We start from the raw sequence: 18,266 nt of genomic DNA on the forward strand, positions 1-18,266 counted from the left end.
AATTTATAGGTAAAACAAAATTTACACTTGAAAGCTAATTGTTAGCGATGGGCAAAATTAGTTTTTTTTGTTTTGTTTGCCTCCATAAATACAGCTAAAAAGCTAAATAAAAGGCTTTTGTTAGGTTTTTATAAATAGCAGTAGGCTGCCCGTTTTGATGATATAAGCATATTTGGCTAACTAATGGGTTCTTACTTATGGCTGATGCGGGTTCTTGTTTTTTCAATTCTACTAAAATCCTTGCTGGTGGTTTGCCTTGCCGCGTAATTACTTGTATTATATGTTGAATGCACCACTGGTTTTTTTGTGCGTAAAATAGCAGTTGGTTTTGTTGTGCGATGGGCAAAATTAAATAAAATACAGCCTGTGGTTGGGCTAATTGCCCACTATAATAGAACAAAGAATTTAGGTTTAAATTTACTGTGTGCCGCGCTAATGCCCTGTCGTTTTTTGCTGGCAGCTTACTTTTGCTAAAATAAGGAGGGTTGGCAATAAAGGCATCGAAAAAAGGTGGCGGATTTGTAGTTTGCAAACTGTGGGGTAATACTTTTACCCTGTTTGCCCATGGCGAGGCAGCTATATTTTGAAGCGCTTGGTGGTAGGCGACTTCATGCGGCTCGATAGCGGTTATGTGTAAATGGGGGTGTTGCTGCGCTACCATAAGGGCCAAAATACCGGTTCCGGTGCCAATATCTAACACCTGCGAGGCATTGGCATTTATGCTTGCCCAAGCGCCTAATAACACACTGTCAATACTTATTTTCATGGGGCAGTTGTTTTGCTGTATGCTAAACTGCTTAAACGAAAAATGAGGATTGGACATGGTTTCTTATTTGCTCTATCATTTGATTTTATTGCCCTGTTTTTGGTTTTTTGACTTGTTCAGAACCTGTTCAGCCAAACCTCCGGAGTTAAACCAACAAGCTAAACCAAACGGGATTATAACCGTTGTTTGTATTTGTTAGTTCTCGTCAAAACTAAGTACTACCTTAGGTGTTTTGGGGTGCGACTGGCAAGTAAGTACATAGCCTTGTTCTACTTCTTCGGGTTCAAGGGCGTAGTTTACCTCCATTACAACCTCGCCTTGCAAAACACGCGCTTTGCAGGTGCAGCAAACCCCTCCTTTGCAAGCATAGGGCAACTCGGCACCAAATTTTTGGGCAGCTTCGAGTATGCTTTGCCCACTTGACTTTAACGGAAAATCGAAAGCGTTGCCATCTAAAATAACGGTTATTTGGCTTTCGAGGTCGTTTGTAGTATTAGCGGCCATGTTTTGGGCAAACGCTTCTTTGGCTGCCGCCGCCGAACTGGCGGTAAACAGCTCAAAATGAATTCGGTTTTTAGGTACACGCAGTTCTTGTAAGGTGTTCGATACTTCGTTTATCATACTCTCGGGGCCACATAAAAAATAAGCGTTTACAGTGGCCGCGTCAAAAAATTTAAAGGCAAACACGGCACATTTTTCTCCGGTTATTCGCCCTCTAAACAAATGCGCTCCAACATTTTCGCCGCTTATTATATGGTGCACCACCAATCGGGTTAAGTATTTGTTTTTTAGCTGCTCTAACTCCTCCCTAAAAATAATACTTTCGGTGTTTCTGTTGCCTAAAAACAGTATAAACTGGCTTTGAGGCTCGGTATATAAAGTAGATTTTATAAGAGAAATAATGGGTGTAATGCCACTGCCGGCGGCAAAACCCACATACTGGTTGCTATTATCGGGGTGTAAAGGCGTATAAAAACTTCCGGATGGCTCCATAACGTCTAACACATCTCCCTCTTTAAGCATTTCGTTGGCAAATGTAGAGAAAATTCCGGAAGGTATTTTTTTTACTGCCACCCGCAATTCGGCTTCGTGGGGGGCGCTGCAAATCGAGTACGACCGCCTTATTTCCTCTCCTGAAATAGTAGTTTTCAAGGTTAGGTTTTGACCGGCAATATATTGGTAATTCTTAGCCAGGTTATTGGGCACATTAAAAACTACCGAAACGGTATCGGGGGTCTCGCGGCGTATTTGTTTTACTACAAGGGGGTTAAATTTTGGCGCAGCCATACAAACAATACTCTTTTTATTACTATTATACTTAATAAAGTTAATTTTTTTTGCAAAGTTAGTGTTTTGTTGGCATTTTTGTTGGTCTTAAAAAAAGCAATTTGCAAATGCCGAGTTGCTTTTTCTAAAAAACAGAGCACAAAAAAAACACCTTCGAGCGAACCACACAAAGCACTATTAATTTATTCTCCGGATGGAGGTGCTAAATTGGTATCGTTCGAAGGCGTACAATAGAACAAAATTAATTAGTTCTTATAATAATTAGCCTAAGTAACAGGATCAAAAAAATAATTACAGCGGGAAAAAGACAAGTAAGGTAATAAATGTTTATTTGCCTTTTTTGCCCGATGGTTTTTTAGGTGCGGGGTTAATACTATCGTCAAGATTTTTTCCGGCTTTAAACCGGGCTACTTTTTTTGCAGCAATATTTAATTCTTTTCCGGTTTTAGGGTTCCGGCCGGTACGCGCTTTGCGTTCGCCTACCGAAAATGTGCCAAAGCCTACTAATGTAACTTTATCGCCCGTTTTTAAGGCATCTTTAATAGCATCAATAGTGGCATTTAATGCAGCTCCAGCCTGTACTTTGGTAATACCCGAGGCACCGGCAATTTTATCTATGAGTTCTGCTTTATTCATAATTATTAACTTGGGTTTGATTAAGGATTTAGGTGATAATAAATTAATAGTTTTGCTTTGCTAAATTATAGTATAGCTAAAATTAGGCCAAAAATAATAAATTAACTGTTTAAAGTAACTACCCAATATGATTTTAATAATAGCTTAATTTTTAATTTTAAAAAATAACAATAATAAAAATTATTAGTTAATCACTATTTAAGTAAGTGGCAAAGGTAATTATTTTATTGGTTGTAAGTATTTTTAGCCACAAAAAAAACAGAATATTACTAAAAACATCACTATTTTCAAAGAAATATTAAACTTTACCGCCTTGGTAAGTGTATGCAGTAAAACAAGTGCCGGCATAACAGATAAGAATTTTAATTTAAAATAATTACAATGTGTATGTAGTCATCTTGCTCTACGGAAAGTCCAAGAGAGCATAAAACACAAGTTTTGCCCATAGAATTACGAATAATACACGTCTTCTTTGCAATTCCGAGAAAAATTATGGGCGGCATAAATATAATACTTAACCACCTCCTCTCGGAAACATATTACTATTAGCAGGTTGAGGTCGCGATTGATTGCCAGGCCCCGCAGGGAAGCCCACATTTTGTTGTATAGACCGCGAGTCGGAGTTGGGGTTTATAATGCCGCCCCCCATGCTGCCAGGTTGTTGTAATTTTGGTATTGTTCGTAAAGTTTTATATTTTTCGGTGTTTGCCGGGTCAAGGTCAACTAAGGCGTTGTAGGCTTTAGTTTTGTCTTGCGGCAATACTTGGTCGTTATTAAAAATAGATAGTATTTCGTTGCTTTTGGCATTTAAAAACAAGGATAGCGCAACCACATTAGGGCTTTGTTGATTAGCGTTTTGTATATTAGTTAAGGCTTCTAAAATAGCATTACGGGCATCGTTGGCTTTGTTGTACATTTGGTCTAAGCCCATGCGGTGGTAGGTGTACCAGCCTTGGTTAAACATTTTATATTTACTGCTAAGTAAGTTTTCAACAATCCAATAACGGTTGCGGTTACCTTCAAATGCCTTCCAACCTTTATTTTTCGACTGTTGGGCGTTATTGCACAAAGCTTGTGCTTTAATTAAAAAAGGATTTCCGGCATCGGCAGAAAAACTGTTTTGGTCTAAGCCCAGTGTTAAATAAACATAGTAGGCTACCAAATGCGTAATTTCTAAAGCATAGCCGTTTTCGTTAAATTCAAGCGGTTGATATTCAGCGTATTCAAAATCAAAATCTTTATCAACATGGTTAATAATAGCCGTTTGATAGGCCGAGTTATACACCGGACGGCTTGCTTGTATATTGGCGCTGGCCTTAAAATAGGTTGCTCCAAGTTCTTCGCTTATACTTATGCCAAGGTTTAACGAAATTCGTTCTTCTGGTTTATATACCTCGTCTGTCCATTTGCGGTTATTAATAAATTCGCGCAATTCGTTTTCAAGAGTTTTAAAAACCTGCGGGTCAACGGTAACAAGTTTGGGGGTGTTAATGGTTATACGGGCATTAATTTCTTGAGCCTTAGCCGTAAAATAGGGCAAAGAACCCAAGGTAAAAAAGACCACAAATGAAACTAAAATATTACGCATATCTATAATTTTATTTAAAAAAGTGCTATTTGCTGCTATTGCATTGATAACAAGGAGGAAGAGGCTTTTATATTAGAGCAAAATTAATTTATCCGGATATTTAGTTTTGTAGCCTCGCCGTAACCTGTTTTCTTTCCGGAATAAAAAGAATAATTATCATCAAACAAAACGTTTTACCTAAACATTAGGCTGCTATGTGTTGGCAAAATTAAGTTTATTTTTTTCAATAACAAACATAAAGCCAAATTTTATTATTAGACATAGCTACCTTAAAAACTAAAAATCATCCGGAATTAATAAAAGACTGTCTATGTATTGATAAATATTAACTTCCAATTATAGCCTATGGTTTAACTATACTGGCAATTTGTAGTTCGCGGTATTGCTTTTCGTCAATGCCCGATGGCGCGTTAAGCATGGTGTCGCGGCCACTGTTATTTTTAGGAAAGGCAATAAAATCGCGGATGCTTTCGCTGCCGCCCAATATAGCACAAAGCCGGTCAAAACCAAAGGCCAGCCCTCCGTGCGGCGGCGCTCCGTACTGAAAAGCTTTCATTAAAAATCCAAATTTTTCTTCGGCTTCGGCTTTGCCAATACCCAGCAGTTCAAACATTTTTTCTTGTAATGCGCGCTCGTGTATGCGTATGCTGCCGCCGGCAATTTCGTTGCCATTCAGCACTAAGTCGTAAGCTTCGGCTTTAAGTTGGTCGGGCGGCGTATTTTCCCATCCGGCGGGCGTTGCTTTAGGGCGTGTAAATGGGTGGTGGCAAGCAATATAACGTTGGTCTTCCTCTACCCATTCTAACAACGGAAAATCAAGTACCCATAAGGCTTTAAATTCGTTAGGGTTGCGCAAACCTAATTGGGTGCCAATATGCAGGCGCAACTCGCCAAGTTGTTTGCGCACGCGGTAAGTTTCGCCACTAAGCACCAATAAAAGGTCGCCGGGCTTTGCCCCCATAGCGGCAGCCCATTGCGCTAAATCGGCCTGGCTATAAAATTTATCAACACTCGATTTGTAGGTGCCGTCGGGTTTGCATTGTACATACACTAAACCTTTTGCCCCTATTTGAGGGCGTTTTACCCAGTCGGTTAATTCATCTAATTGTTTGCGGGTATATTCGGCACAATTAGGGGCACAAATACCTACAATTAGCTCGGCTTCGTCAAAAACTCCGAAACCTTTGCCTTTAGCCAATTGATTAAGCTCGGTAAAGGTTAGGCCAAACCTGATATCGGGCTTATCAATGCCATATAAACGCATGGCGTCGTCGTGGCTCATCCGGACAATTTCGCCTAAATCGTATTGCTTCACGTATTTAAAAATATGTTGCAATAAGGCTTCAAAAAGTTGCAGCACATCTTCGCGCTCAACAAAAGCCATTTCGCAGTCAATTTGGGTAAACTCAGGCTGGCGGTCGGCGCGCAAATCTTCATCTCTAAAGCAGCGCACAATTTGAAAATACTTGTCGTAACCGCTTACCATAAGCAATTGCTTAAACGTTTGCGGACTTTGCGGCAGCGCATAAAACTGTCCTTGGTTCATGCGGCTTGGTACTACAAAATCGCGCGCACCTTCAGGGGTACTTTTAATTAAAAAAGGCGTTTCAATTTCTAAAAAGCCGTTGTCGCATAAAAAGCGGCGGGTTTCTTGGGCAATATTATGGCGTAAAATAAGGTTGTTTTGTACAGGCGGACGGCGCAAGTCGAGGTAACGGTATTTCATACGCAGTTCGTCGCCACCGTCTGTTTCGGTTTCAATGGTAAAGGGTGGCAGTTCGCTGGCGTTAAGCACAGTAAGGGTTTGGGCGGCAATTTCGATATCGCCGGTTGGTAAATTGGCATTTTTGCTGCTGCGCTCGCATACCACACCCGTAACACTAACCACAAACTCGCGGCCTAATTGATTGGCGGCGTTACAAAGGGCGGCATCGGTTGCCTGGTTAAACACTAATTGCGTAATGCCGTAGCGGTCGCGCAAGTCAACAAAGGTCATACCGCCAAGTTGGCGCACCCGGTGTACCCAGCCCGCAAGGGTAGTAGTTTTATTAGTGTGCGAAAGGCGCAACTCGCCACAGGTATGTGTACGAAACATAAGCGTAAAAAAGCCTGGCAAGTTTATGCGTTGTAATTGCCAGAGTATATAATTTATGAAAAAATAAGATGATGTAAAATGAAATACGATGCACGATACCAAGTAGGGTAGGGCATAAGGCCGGCAAAGTTACAGCAAATTTTCCGGATGCAAAATACTTGCGCCTTTTGCTTGTACAAAAGCAAACATGCCCTATATTTGTGCAAAACTTAAACTACAAATGTCCACAGAAAATAAAATAGCTATTTTAATAGACGGCGACAACGCCGAAAGCGGACTTATACAGCAATATATTGACGAGGCTGGCAGTTTTGGAAAAGTAACAATAAAACGTATTTATGCCGACTGGACCGATAACAGCATGAGAAGTTGGAAAGAGCAACTTAACAAACACGCCGTAAGACCCATGCAAAAATTTGCTTATACTACTGCCAAAAACTCGACCGACACCGCCTTAATAATTGATGCCATGGACTTGCTGCACTCTAAATTAATTGACGGAATTTGTATTGTTTCGAGCGACAGTGATTATACCGGACTTGCGCACCGCGTTAGGGAAGAGGGTTTATTTATAATGGGAATTGGCAAATCGCATACTCCGGAAGCCTTTGTAAAAGCTTGTGAAAAGTTTATTTTTTCGGAAATACTTCAACCCGTTGTCGAAGCGAAAGAAACTAAAGATCCAACAGAGAAGAAAGCAGTTGAAAACAATAAACCGGCTAAAGTTGAACCGGTTATGAGCCGCCAAACACCAAGTTTGCCCGGACTTAAAATTATTGATAAAATTGATTTAGACGTAATTGGTTTGCTTAAAAACGCAAGTGTAAAGCCTATTAACCTAAAACAAATTGAAACGGCATTTGCAATGGTTGTTGATATTGACACGGGGCAAGCCTTATTATCGAGGTTTTCGGAGGCATTGCGCAAAGTTGACCCTACTTTTGACCATAGAAATTTTGGTTGCAATTCGTTTAAAAAATTTTGTGATTCGCTGTCTCCAAATTATCAAATGGTTACGCATAAAGACGGACTGACTTTTTCGTTGAAAAAAAAGGAGTAGGGAACAAAGTTGGCGTTTTCTGCCCCAAGGCTCAATCCGGAATGTAGATTGCTCCTATATTTTAGTTTAGACGGATTTCAAAATATCTAATCTGTTTTTTTTTAAATAAGCTCAAATGGTATCAATTACGGTTTTTGCTGTATTTTTGTAAAAATTACTTTATTTATGGTGCCCACTATTCAATCCTTACAAAGTCGCATCGAACAGCTTGAAATCCTTTTGGAATCACTGAAGGCAGATTTACACGTGTTACAATGCGAGCGTATCCATAATAACAAATCATTAAACATAAGCGACTTAGGCTACACGCAAGCAGAGGCCTTGGAACTAAGGACTATTCTTAGCAGCATGGAGGAAGATTGGGACGATCCTGAGATGGATATCATGTCAAATATTATTATAAATTATAAGTAAAATTAACATCTTTATGCCAATGTATATGCAATTGTCTTGGCGCGAAAACATAGCAACTCTTATGAGTTCTAATCTAAAAATTTTAAAACAAATTAATTATGCAATTCATTTCTAAATTCCTCCCCCTATGCCGACAGACCCAAGAGCTTTACAGGGCTTACAAAGTGGCGATGTCATTTGGGTGCCATTCCCAAACTCCGACGGCCAAACTTATAAACTAAGACCTGTAATGGTTATCGTTAATGATGAAACACTGAAACAGCTATGTGTAGCTTGTGTAACAAAAAAATTAGAACAGGAAACCTTGGTATATAGAAATTCCAACAGAACATCAACCTGTAATGGGTTTGAAATTTAAGTCTATGATTAATTTAGGGAATGTACAAACAATTAATTACAGCCTAATTAAATTTTTCGAAAAGCAGGGCCAAACCCCAGAGCAATTTAAGGAAAAAATAGGAAAAATAATAGAATCTATAAAAGAATCATTATTCTTGAAATAATAAAAAGCAGCAACTCCCAAACAAAAGGTTGCTGCTTTTTTTTACTTTGTATGACTCGTAGAGCGGTAGCCTAACGGCACTCGTTTGAATGTTTGAGGCGAGCTGGTTTTTTAGCTATCCGGAAGTAAAAATATTAAATTTAATGATTGTTCAAATGTGCCACCATTTTTTAAAATTGCCTTCTTAAAAACTTTATTTTATAGCGCCTTGATGGCCTAATAATTTGCGTATAATGCCCATTTGCCCAATGTGGTACGACTCGTGAAAATTGTAAAAATTCATCCGGCCTAAATTTTTGATTGTTGCTTCGTCGGTTGCACTTAATTGCTCAATTACACCCAAATACAAGGGCTGCGTGGCATCAAACTGAGCTTTTAGGGTTTCAAAATCAATATAGTTATCAGCCGGGTGGTCGTAAGCGGTGGTGCCGCGGTCGTAAAGGGTTTGGTAGGTTGTAAATTGCTCGTTGGGCAGCAAATGGTCGGTATTGGTATTAAAATCGCGCAAAATTTCGATCCGCGAAAAAACCAAATGCCCCAACAACCAATTTAAGCTGGCAATTTGGGCTGGCAGGTGCTGTAAACTTTCGGCGGCGGTTATTTGCGCTATGTTTTTATGTAGTACACTATGATTTACTTTGGCTGTGTATGCTACCGGGGTAGTGGACATGGTATTGTTTAATTTAGGTTGTTTCAGGTTTTAAGTTACGAATTTATTTTCTTTAGCACCTTGCGCCACCAAACTTGCTGCTGGTCGTTTTCGCGAATTTGTTTTAGAATTTCCATCTGTGTTTCAATACTGTCAATTATTTGTTGCCTTAGTTCAAATAAAATTTCGTCACTAAGTTCTTCTTTGTTATTATTTTTATTTTGGTAGAGCGAAGTGGTAATGGGCTGCCCAAACGAAAAATAAAATTTTTCGGGGCGCGGTATAATGGTATTACCAACACCTTTTACTACGGGTGGCAAGCGTTCACCGTTTTTTAGCGGACCATTTAATAAGCCCGAAAAATTAAGCAATCGCCCCCAAAACGAATTTAAAATATCGTTGCTGTCTTTAATGATTTCGTAGGCAAAATCCGGACCGTAGGCAGCCAAAGGTACAATATCGTAGCCATATTTTATAGCTAATTTTACAAAACCAGTGCGTTGTTTCCAAATAACCTGATGCTGCTCGCCTTTGCGTTTAAACACCTCGCGGCTACCGCCAGGATAAACCAAAATAAAGGCACCCTCCTGCATTAGTTCGGCGCAGTTTTCGGGCGTTCCGCGCACAACCCCCAATTGTTGTACTATATTTCGCCATCCGGGAATTTGATAATGAAAATGGTCGCCCAAAGCCCTCAAAACAATGCCTTTTTTCCGATACAATTTGGTAAAATACAAACTAAAATCGAACGCCCCATAAATAGTATGGTTCGCTACCACCATTACCGGATGCGCAGCATCGAGGTTTTCAAGGCCAAAATACTGTGGCGAAAACCAAGCGCGCAATGGCTTGGTTAACTGGTGTAATAACTCTGCCGAAGGAGGCGTGTAAAAACGTTCTTGGTCGGTCATACCATAGTAAAATAAATAAAAAATAATATAATATAGCGGCGGTCGTGCTTTGAATTCGTGCCGTTACCCAATTTTGGGGTATTACAAACTGTTAAAACTAAAACCTATTGAAAAAGGAATAATATCGGGGCCTTCGCCTTTTTTAAACAATGGGGTTAGCGACTGATACCAAAATAAATTAAAATTGGCGTAGCCCACACGCGCGGTATAACCTAACCGGTATTTGCTAATATGTGGCAAACGTTTGGTTTTTATAAAAACATTGTCTCCGGTGCCGGCAGTGTTGGTTAAATCCTCGCCTTTGTATTTAATTTTTGAGTCTAATAAGTATCCACCGCGCAAACCAAGTGCAATTTTAAAGGTTTTATTAATTTTGTCGGGGTTGGTTCTGAAGCGAAGTTCTAAGGGAATTTCGAACCACGAAGTAGCCAGTTTGTTTTTTTTGTACTGGTATAGCGAGTCCGAGATTGGCACTAATATAGCCGTTGTATCCAAATTTACTAATTTCGCATTGTTGTAAATATTGTTGTTGGCAATGCCGCCGCCAAATCCTAAGCTAAGGTTTCGGCCAATTAAGGCGTAATCGTATAGCACAAAGGCGTTAAAGCCCCGGTTATACCATTTTGTTTTAACCCCATCGGGGGTGTTTTGCCAACGGTCGTGGGTAAGTTCAAAAATAAGGCGTTCGCGGGTGTCGAGTTGCTTGTTTAGCCCCTTGGCCGTAATTTTAGATTGTTTGTTAGCAGTGGCTGGCGGTTGCGCCTGTGCTTTAAAATTTGTAAGGCTACCTAAAAATAATCCTAATAATACAAATACTAATAAACCAAACAGTCGAATTGAAAAAATGTTATTCATGTAAAATTGTTTATTTTTGTTGAATAGTTTAAATGCCCTGCTTACTATAAACAAAACATAATAATTAGTTTTTAACCAGATAAAAAACAGACGCAGTAATTTATATTCCGGATGTATTTGAATTCACTTTTCCGGATTTTTATTTATTCTTCGCAATAAAAATAATCTATCTTGGCGTTAATAAACGGCAAAATTACAAAATGTAAAGCAGCGAAAAGGCGTTTCCGGATATTTTTACTGCCAATAAGCATCTAAAATAGCTTTAAATGACGCTTTTCGTTGTTTTAGAGACTGTCTAAAAATTAAAAATTGGCATGCCAGTCCTAAAAATTGATAGGAAAAAAGTTATTAAAAGAGATGTGAATAAAAGACTATCAGTTTGACGTTTAAATAATAATTCATAGCTTTATGAAAATCAAACACATAAAGTAAAATGAAAACCTACCCAAGCAGTCTCACCGATAGTCAATGGAGTGCAATATTAGGCATTTTAGACGACAAACGGAAACGAAAACACAGTTTAAGAGAAATTTTTAATGCGCTGTTCTATTTGCTTAAAGCTGGCTGTCAATGGCGCATGCTGCCGTTCCATTTTCCGTCATGGAAGCTTGTTTACTACTATTTTACCAAGTGGAAGAAGGATGGGACGATAGAACTCATCCATGAAATACTCAGGGATAAGACTCGAAAGCAAGCAGGCAGGGCTTCATCGCCAAGTGTTGGTATAATTGATAGCCAGAGCGTAAAGACAACAAGCGTCGGAGGCTTGTGCAGAGGGATTGACGGGGGTAAAAAGTTAAAGGCAGAAAGCGGCATATTATTGTAGATACAATGGGACTACTTTTAGCGGTTGTGGTTCATGCGGCAAATGAGCATGACAGTAAATCAGCCCCAATGGTTATAGCTGACCTCAGAGGCAGGTTTTGCAGATTGGTAAAGATAGTAGCTGATGGCGGGTATAGAGGCGAGTTAATTGAAAATACCCGCAAAACGTTTGGGTGGGTGGTTGAGGTTGTAAGTAGATCGAATACAGCCTCGAAATTCGAAGTATTGCCAAAAAGATGGATTGTTGAAAGAACTTTTGCATTGCTCGAAAGCTATCGAAGATTGAGTAAAGACTTTGAGTTCCAAACCGAAACGAGCCAGACAATGATCCAACTTGCCATGATAAAATTGATGCTTAATAGAATTAGAAAATAAAATTTAGACAGGCTCTAAAACTTGCATCAAAAATGCGGGCAATATTTTTTTACCCCAATAATTGTACTTATTTTTAGCCGTTTTTTATCATTATTTATTATTTTACACCATGATTAACCTTAACCATATAAGCACTAAAGCCCCCGACCATTTAGATAAAGACGCCATTAAAGAGCAAACAAAAAACCTTCAAGAGCGCATGGGCGAACTGCAAGAACTGCTTTTTGCCGAAGGCAAACGCGGCTTACTAATTGTTTTACAAGGCTTAGACGGAAGCGGTAAAAGTGGCGCTGTAAAAAAAGTGTTCGACTGCGTAAACCCAATGGGCATTCGAGTAAAATCGTTTAAAGTGCCCAGCACCGAAGAAAAAGCCCACGATTTTTTATGGCGCGTACACGCCGCTACACCCGCCAAAGGTATGATTCAGGTGTTTGACCGCTCGCATTACGAAGAAGTGCTAATTACCCGCGTTGAAGGTTGGGTTGACGATGCAAAGGCCGCCAAACGCTTCGAAATTTTAAACAATTTTGAGCAACTTTTAATTAACGAGGGCACAATGGTATTTAAATTTTACTTGCATATATCAAAAGACGAACAACAAGAACGTTTTTACGACCGCCTTGTTGACCCCCAAAAACACTGGAAATTTGGGATGGAAGATTTGCGCAAAGCGCAACAGTGGAACGACTATATACGCGTGTATAACGACTGCCTTACCCAGTGTGGCCCCAATTTGCCCTGGCATATTGTTCCCTCAGACCAAAATTGGTACAAAGAGTTTTATATTTTAAACACCCTCGTTACTGCTTTAGAAAAACTGAACCTGCAATACCCGCCCGGAGAAATTGACTACGAAAATCCGGAAGTAAAAGCTATTATTAACAAATTTGACGGTAAGAAAAAATCAAAATAGGCAGGATATAAGTTTGCCCTTCAAAAAATAAGGCCGCTAACCCGTAAAATATTGCCTCGACACCTACTAAACCCACCCCCGCAGCATAAAATTTAACGTGCATTAAAATAATTGCCGTAACTTTGTTTGATTATTAAGCGCCACACCTTTACTAATAAACTAAAATACCTGTTGTTTTTATCTCAATTAAAAACAACAAATTTTCAATTTGTTTAAATGAATAACAACAAGAATAATACTATTTCCACTACAAAACCAACGGAATTTTTATACAATACCGACCAAAAACCCCTAATTTTTAAAGAATATGGTCGAAGTATTGTTCGTTTGGTTGAAAAAGCGTTAGCTATACCCGACCTTAACCGCCGCACAGCATTTGTAAAATATATTGTAAACATGCTGCTGCAAATGTACCCCCACTTGCGCGGTATTGAAAATATTAAACCCAGACTGCTAACCGACCTGTACATTATTTCCGGATACCGCCTAAATATTATTGCCGACTATGAAAAACCAACCGAAGAAGAACGTTTTACAAAACCTCAACGCCTTAAATATCCACAAAATCAGGTAAAACGCCGGCATTACGGTAAATACCTACCCGAACTAATTGAACAAACCATAAACTGCGACAACCCAATTAAAAAAGCTGCCATGTTGCGCCTGGTAATTAGCTTTTTGAAGCAGGCTTATAAAATGTGGAATAAAGAAATTCCTAACGACGATATAGTACGAACCGAGTTAGATAAACTTTCAGATGGGCAACTGCATATTGGCGACCAACCTATTAGCTCGCGCAGCAGCCGAAAACGAAGCCGAAAACGTGCTGCCGCTGCAAACAAAGAAGTTAACTACAACACCCAACACCTAAGCAATGTAAGCAGTAGTGGCAACAAAACAGCAAAAATGGGCAAACGCAAGCGGTTTAGGTAAAACCAAATAAAAAATAAATTAAAATTTTAATTTTTAAATGCAACAAGCAGCTTTTGAAGTAATAGGCGGCAAACGCCTATCCGGAAACATAGAGGTACAAGGCGCAAAAAACGAAGCTTTAGAAATTATATCGGCGGTATTGCTAACCGACCAACCCGTTACTATCTCAAATATTCCTAATATTTTAGATGTAATGCACCTAATTGAAATATTAGAAAGTATTGGTGTAAAAACAACCCGCCAAACTGCCGATACCTTTGTTTTTCAGGCCGATAATATTGATTTAGACTATTTACATTCGGAAGCATTTAAAAAACAAACCGGAAAACTGCGCGGCTCGGCTATGATTTTAGGCCCCTTGCTTGGCCGCTTTAAAATGGCCTTTTTACCCCGCCCAGGTGGCGATAAAATTGGCCGTCGCCGCCTCGATACGCACTTTTTAGGCTTGCAGGCATTGGGCGCTGTCTTTACTTATGATGACCAAACCGGCGCCTTTAATATCTCAACCGCCTCAAAACAGGGATTGGTGGGTGCCTATATTTTGCTTGAAGAAGCCTCTGTTACCGGAACCGCCAACGTGCTAATGGCTGCTGTATTGGCACAAGGGCTTACCACAATTTTTAATGCCGCCTGCGAACCGTACATCCAGCAACTTTGCAAAATGCTCAACCTTATGGGGGCAAAAATATCGGGAATTGGTTCAAACTTACTCCATATCGAAGGAGTGCAAAAATTAAACGGTTGCCAGCACCGCATATTGCCCGATATGCTCGAAATTGGCAGTTTTATTGGCATGGCAGCAATTACCCAATCCGATATTATTATTAAAAATGCCTACCCCCATGAATTTATACCCGCTATAAACCCCTTTAAAAAACTTGGTATCGAAATAAATTTTTCAGGAAACGATATACATGTCCCAGCCCAAGACAGCTACGAAATACAAAAATTTATTGACGGCTCAATACTAACCATCTACGACCACCCCTGGCCGGGCGTAAACCCCGACCTGCTTAGTATTTTGTTGGTAACAGCCACGCAGGCACACGGCAGTGTATTAATACACCAAAAAATGTTCGAAAGCAGGCTGTTTTTTACCGACAAACTAATTGATATGGGCGCTCAAATTATTTTATGCGACCCCCACCGAGCCGTTGTAATTGGCCTCGAGCGACTTATGCCTTTGCGCGGATTACCCATGTCCTCGCCCGATATTAGAGCAGGTATTGCCTTGTTAATTGCCGCACTATCGGCCAAAGGAAAAAGTGTAATTAGCAATATTGACCAAATTGACCGAGGCTATCAGCAAATTGATACCCGCCTCCAAGCAATTGGTGCCGAAATCAGGCGGCTTTAGTCATTTATGAGCTGTTTTAGATTGATTTTGACCACTACTACTATCCACTTTACTTCCGGATGAATGCCCCAACACCTCCAATGCGTGTTTTGCATATTGCTACGGCCTTAACATGGCGCGGCGGCGAGCAACAAGTGGCCTATTTGTTTGAGCAGTTACAAAAACAACCCTATAAAATACAACAATGGCTTTTTTGTAGCAAAAATTCGGCCTTGGCCGCCTTTGCGCAACAACAAAAATGGCCTGTTTTTACCACCCCTTTGGTTGCTAAAATCAATTTAGTGTATGCTTGGCGTTTAGCCCGGTTTTGCAAACAAAACAAAATACAACTACTACACCTGCACGACTCGGCAGCACACGGTTTTGCCGCCCTTGCCGCTATGTTGTTTGGCCTTAAAACGCCTTGGATATTATCGAGGCGCGTTGATTTTGCCCTTAAAAAAAACGCATGGACACAATATAAATACCACCACCCTTCGTTAAAACGGATTCTTTGCGTTTCCGATACCATCCGGAAAATAGTACTACAAGGCACAAAACACGTACCTCAAACTGTACAAACAGTACATAGCGGCATTGACTTATCGCGGTTTTTGTCCGCCCCACCGCTGTCGGAAACAAAACGCCAACTGCTGCGCAACGAATTAGTAGGCAAGGAGGCAGCAGCGCCCTATACATGGCTAATTGGCAATGTAGCTGCCTTAGCACCCCATAAAAGCCCCCTTGTTTTTTTACAAACAGCTAAATTATTATTGGCCGGGGGCTTGCCCGCTCATTTTGTTTGGATTGGCGAAGGCAGCGAACGCAGCAAAGCACAGGCCTTTATTGATGAAAATCACTTGCAAAAACATATTACTTTATCCGGATTTAAAACCAATATTCCGGAAATTTTACCCTGCTTAGACCTCTTTTTAATGACCTCATCAACCGAAGGTTTAGGCACCTCCATACTCGATGCTTTTGCCTGCAAAATACCAGTGGTTGCAACAGCAGCAGGCGGTATCCCCGAAATTGTTCAACCTGAAAAAACCGGATTGTTAGCACCGCCCGAAAACCCATACCTTTTGGCGCAACAAGTACTGCGCCTTTTACAAGACCCAGCGTTAAAAAACCAAATTATTGAACAAGCCAGCAAATTAGTACAACAATTCGGCAAGCAAATTACCGCCCAAAAAACTTTACAACACTACGAGGACGTATTAAACAATCTTCACCCAAGTAATTATTCGAGAAGTACCTAAATTGACAATGGAAAAAAACCAAAACCTGTCGCGCTTTGAGCAAATTGCCCAATCGGCTAAACGCACCCTAAGCATTGAGGCTGCCGCCATCCAAAACCTGATACAGTTTATTAATGACGATTTTGTGCAGTGCACCCTTAATATATGGCAAAGTAAAGGCCGGGTAGTGCTAACCGGAATTGGTAAAAGTGCTGCCATTGCCCAAAAAATTGCCGCTACTTTTAACTCAACAGGCACGCCGGCCCTTTTTATGCACGCCGCCGATGCTATTCATGGCGATTTAGGTATGGTTTGCCAAGACGATATAGTAATTTGTTTGTCGAATAGTGGCGAAACCCCCGAAGTAAAGGTTTTAGCACCTCTTATTTGCATGGGCGGCCACCCGTTAGTTGCCCTAACAGGAAACCCCGACTCGTTTTTAGCAAAAAATGCCGATTTTGTCCTTTGTACCCAAATAACGCGCGAAGCTTGCCCTTTAAACTTAGCACCCACCGCCAGCACTACTGCCCAATTAGCTATGGGCGATGCTTTGGCTGTTTGTGTGTTAGAATTGCGCAATTTTTCGCCTAACGATTTTGCGCGTTTTCATCCGGGGGGCAATTTGGGTAAACGCCTTTATTTGCGGGTTGCCGATATTTGTGCACTTAACCTCACGCCCAATGTTTTGCCTACTGCACCGCTTCACGAGGTTTTATTGGCTATATCGGCAGGGCGGTTAGGTGCTGTGGCAGTGTGTTTGCCCCAACCCACGCAGTTGGTTGTTATAGGCATAATTACAGACGGCGATTTGCGCCGCGCCATGTTAAATAAAGGACAAAACTGGCTAAGTTTAACCGCTTCGGATGTAATGAGCCATAAGCCTGTAACAGTATTAAACACCGATTTGGCAATTAATGCGCACGAGTTAATACGACAACATAAAATATCGCAAGTGGTGGCATTAAACGAACAAGGTTATTATGCAGGCATGGTGCATATCCACGACTTGGTGCGCGAAGGTATTGTTTAGGGCAAAACAAATTAGATGTTTTAAAACTAAAAAATAAAATCCGGAGAAAGCCAGTTTTACTTTCTCCGGATTTATTGCTATTGATAACTCAAGCAAATGCGAACAATCTTTTTATTTTATCCGATAATAAAAACAGCAGGCCGTTTATTTAGTTTGGGTAAGGTGGGCAAACTGCGCCATGTTGCTACCGATTGCGCCCAAATTTGCTCGGTAGGCAAGGTTAAATCGGCGGCTACGCATAACCAACGTTCGGGGTGAAGGGTGGCTATCATTTCGGTAAGCAGGGCATCGTTGCGGTAGGGCGTTTCGATGATAATTTGCGATTGCCCCAAATTGGCGGCATTTTGACCTGCTTTTTTTAAGGCTGCTGTTTTAGCGCCAGCTTGTATGGGCAAATAACCCAAAAATGCAAATTGCTGCCCATTACAGCCCGAGGCCATCAAAGCCATTAACAAGGACGAGGGGCTGGGCTGCGGTTTTACTACAATGCCAGCTTTATGTGCCGACCGTACAACCACCGAGCCGGGGTCGGCAATGGCCGGGCAGCCCGCCTCGCTTAACAAGCCCCAATTGATGCCTTTTTGCTGCGATAATTCCCAGCATCCGGAAAAATTTTGGCTTGCCGGATGATGTTTGTCTAATTCAATCCAAATTAAGCTATCAATAGTTATGCCGGCCTCGCGCAATCCTAATTGAAGTAAATAACGCCGGGCATTGCGCAGGTCTTCAACAATATACCCACCAATTTTAGGCAGCAAAGCCTGTACCGAAGGGGCAATAATGCTTGTATCGGTGCCATTTAATAAATTGGGCAATAAATATAGCGCGCCGGGTAAAGACATTTAAGCTC

Annotated in this window: 16 protein-coding genes and 1 pseudogene; 8 read left to right on the top strand and 9 right to left on the bottom strand. The window is 40.7% G+C overall.

Annotated elements, in window-relative coordinates; genetic code table 11:
* Window positions 1–94: 94 nt before the first annotated feature.
* From IPI59_06860 to aspS, 5 genes are all read right to left on the bottom strand, one after another.
* Window positions 95–823 (bottom strand): methyltransferase, encoded by a 729-nt coding sequence (locus tag IPI59_06860; protein ID MBK7527260.1) that lies wholly within the window; start codon window positions 821–823, stop codon window positions 95–97.
* 138 nt (window positions 824–961) lie between these two features.
* Window positions 962–2,053 (bottom strand): phenylacetate-CoA oxygenase/reductase subunit PaaK, encoded by a 1,092-nt coding sequence (paaK, locus tag IPI59_06865; protein MBK7527261.1) that lies wholly within the window; start codon window positions 2,051–2,053, stop codon window positions 962–964.
* Between the two features lie 327 nt (window positions 2,054–2,380).
* Window positions 2,381–2,689, bottom strand: coding sequence for an HU family DNA-binding protein (locus IPI59_06870; GenBank protein MBK7527262.1), 309 nt, complete (start codon window positions 2,687–2,689; stop codon window positions 2,381–2,383).
* Window positions 2,690–3,203: 514 nt separating this feature from the next.
* Entirely contained in the window at window positions 3,204–4,277 is a 1,074-nt protein-coding gene (locus tag IPI59_06875; protein ID MBK7527263.1) for a DUF4835 family protein, read from the bottom strand.
* A 343-nt stretch (window positions 4,278–4,620) separates the two neighbouring features.
* Window positions 4,621–6,372: an aspartate--tRNA ligase gene (gene aspS / locus IPI59_06880; protein MBK7527264.1), complete on the bottom strand. Its 1,752-nt coding sequence runs from the start codon at window positions 6,370–6,372 to the stop codon at window positions 4,621–4,623.
* Window positions 6,373–6,592: 220 nt separating this feature from the next.
* On the opposite strand from aspS, the gene IPI59_06885 reads away from it, so the two are divergent.
* Entirely contained in the window at window positions 6,593–7,432 is an 840-nt protein-coding gene (locus tag IPI59_06885) for an NYN domain-containing protein (protein ID MBK7527265.1), read from the top strand.
* A gap of 541 nt (window positions 7,433–7,973) precedes the next feature.
* Window positions 7,974–8,204 carry a type II toxin-antitoxin system PemK/MazF family toxin gene (locus tag IPI59_06890; GenBank protein ID MBK7527266.1) on the top strand — a complete coding sequence of 77 codons (231 nt, stop codon included), beginning with the start codon at window positions 7,974–7,976 and terminating at the stop codon, window positions 8,202–8,204.
* A gap of 337 nt (window positions 8,205–8,541) precedes the next feature.
* On the opposite strand, the gene IPI59_06895 is transcribed toward IPI59_06890, so the two are convergent.
* From IPI59_06895 to IPI59_06905, 3 genes are all read right to left on the bottom strand, one after another.
* Entirely contained in the window at window positions 8,542–9,018 is a 477-nt protein-coding gene (locus IPI59_06895; protein ID MBK7527267.1) for a DinB family protein, read from the bottom strand.
* 35 nt (window positions 9,019–9,053) lie between these two features.
* Window positions 9,054–9,908 carry an acyltransferase family protein gene (locus IPI59_06900; protein ID MBK7527268.1) on the bottom strand — a complete coding sequence of 285 codons (855 nt, stop codon included), beginning with the start codon at window positions 9,906–9,908 and terminating at the stop codon, window positions 9,054–9,056.
* 81 nt (window positions 9,909–9,989) lie between these two features.
* Entirely contained in the window at window positions 9,990–10,763 is a 774-nt protein-coding gene (locus tag IPI59_06905) for an outer membrane beta-barrel protein (GenBank protein ID MBK7527269.1), read from the bottom strand.
* Window positions 10,764–11,196: 433 nt separating this feature from the next.
* Between IPI59_06905 and IPI59_06910 the strand changes: the two are divergent.
* The 6 genes and pseudogenes from IPI59_06910 (at window position 11,197) to IPI59_06935 (ending at window position 17,416) form a co-directional block, all read left to right on the top strand.
* Window positions 11,197–11,963, top strand: a pseudogene (locus tag IPI59_06910) (IS5 family transposase).
* A 109-nt stretch (window positions 11,964–12,072) separates the two neighbouring features.
* Window positions 12,073–12,876 carry a polyphosphate kinase gene (locus IPI59_06915; protein MBK7527270.1) on the top strand — a complete coding sequence of 268 codons (804 nt, stop codon included), beginning with the start codon at window positions 12,073–12,075 and terminating at the stop codon, window positions 12,874–12,876.
* Between the two features lie 216 nt (window positions 12,877–13,092).
* Entirely contained in the window at window positions 13,093–13,809 is a 717-nt protein-coding gene (locus IPI59_06920) for a DUF4290 domain-containing protein (protein MBK7527271.1), read from the top strand.
* Between the two features lie 37 nt (window positions 13,810–13,846).
* Window positions 13,847–15,166, top strand: coding sequence for a UDP-N-acetylglucosamine 1-carboxyvinyltransferase (gene murA, locus IPI59_06925; protein ID MBK7527272.1), 1,320 nt, complete (start codon window positions 13,847–13,849; stop codon window positions 15,164–15,166).
* 80 nt (window positions 15,167–15,246) lie between these two features.
* Window positions 15,247–16,407, top strand: a complete 1,161-nt coding sequence (locus IPI59_06930; protein ID MBK7527273.1) for a glycosyltransferase — start codon at window positions 15,247–15,249, stop codon at window positions 16,405–16,407.
* Between the two features lie 7 nt (window positions 16,408–16,414).
* Entirely contained in the window at window positions 16,415–17,416 is a 1,002-nt protein-coding gene (locus IPI59_06935; GenBank protein MBK7527274.1) for a KpsF/GutQ family sugar-phosphate isomerase, read from the top strand.
* 116 nt (window positions 17,417–17,532) lie between these two features.
* On the opposite strand, the gene IPI59_06940 is transcribed toward IPI59_06935, so the two are convergent.
* On the bottom strand, window positions 17,533–18,258 hold the full coding sequence (locus tag IPI59_06940; protein ID MBK7527275.1) for an SAM-dependent methyltransferase: 726 nt from the start codon (window positions 18,256–18,258) through the stop codon (window positions 17,533–17,535).
* Window positions 18,259–18,266: the final 8 nt, after the last annotated feature.

Source organism: Sphingobacteriales bacterium, from assembly GCA_016706405.1.
Lineage (GTDB): Bacteria > Bacteroidota > Bacteroidia > Chitinophagales > UBA2359 > BJ6.

What these genes read in the sequence shown, in the direction of transcription:
- IPI59_06860 (MBK7527260.1), bottom strand. Translation starts at nt 823, where the DNA reads ATGTCCAATCCTCATTTTTCGTTTAAGCAGTTTAGCATACAGCAAAAC.
- paaK (MBK7527261.1), bottom strand. Translation starts at nt 2,053, where the DNA reads ATGGCTGCGCCAAAATTTAACCCCCTTGTAGTAAAACAAATACGCCGC.
- IPI59_06870 (MBK7527262.1), bottom strand. Translation starts at nt 2,689, where the DNA reads ATGAATAAAGCAGAACTCATAGATAAAATTGCCGGTGCCTCGGGTATT.
- IPI59_06875 (MBK7527263.1), bottom strand. Translation starts at nt 4,277, where the DNA reads ATGCGTAATATTTTAGTTTCATTTGTGGTCTTTTTTACCTTGGGTTCT.
- aspS (MBK7527264.1), bottom strand. Translation starts at nt 6,372, where the DNA reads ATGTTTCGTACACATACCTGTGGCGAGTTGCGCCTTTCGCACACTAAT.
- IPI59_06885 (MBK7527265.1), top strand. Translation starts at nt 6,593, where the DNA reads ATGTCCACAGAAAATAAAATAGCTATTTTAATAGACGGCGACAACGCC.
- IPI59_06890 (MBK7527266.1), top strand. Translation starts at nt 7,974, where the DNA reads ATGCCGACAGACCCAAGAGCTTTACAGGGCTTACAAAGTGGCGATGTC.
- IPI59_06895 (MBK7527267.1), bottom strand. Translation starts at nt 9,018, where the DNA reads ATGTCCACTACCCCGGTAGCATACACAGCCAAAGTAAATCATAGTGTA.
- IPI59_06900 (MBK7527268.1), bottom strand. Translation starts at nt 9,908, where the DNA reads ATGACCGACCAAGAACGTTTTTACACGCCTCCTTCGGCAGAGTTATTA.
- IPI59_06905 (MBK7527269.1), bottom strand. Translation starts at nt 10,763, where the DNA reads ATGAATAACATTTTTTCAATTCGACTGTTTGGTTTATTAGTATTTGTA.
- IPI59_06915 (MBK7527270.1), top strand. Translation starts at nt 12,073, where the DNA reads ATGATTAACCTTAACCATATAAGCACTAAAGCCCCCGACCATTTAGAT.
- IPI59_06920 (MBK7527271.1), top strand. Translation starts at nt 13,093, where the DNA reads ATGAATAACAACAAGAATAATACTATTTCCACTACAAAACCAACGGAA.
- murA (MBK7527272.1), top strand. Translation starts at nt 13,847, where the DNA reads ATGCAACAAGCAGCTTTTGAAGTAATAGGCGGCAAACGCCTATCCGGA.
- IPI59_06930 (MBK7527273.1), top strand. Translation starts at nt 15,247, where the DNA reads ATGCGTGTTTTGCATATTGCTACGGCCTTAACATGGCGCGGCGGCGAG.
- IPI59_06935 (MBK7527274.1), top strand. Translation starts at nt 16,415, where the DNA reads ATGGAAAAAAACCAAAACCTGTCGCGCTTTGAGCAAATTGCCCAATCG.
- IPI59_06940 (MBK7527275.1), bottom strand. Translation starts at nt 18,258, where the DNA reads ATGTCTTTACCCGGCGCGCTATATTTATTGCCCAATTTATTAAATGGC.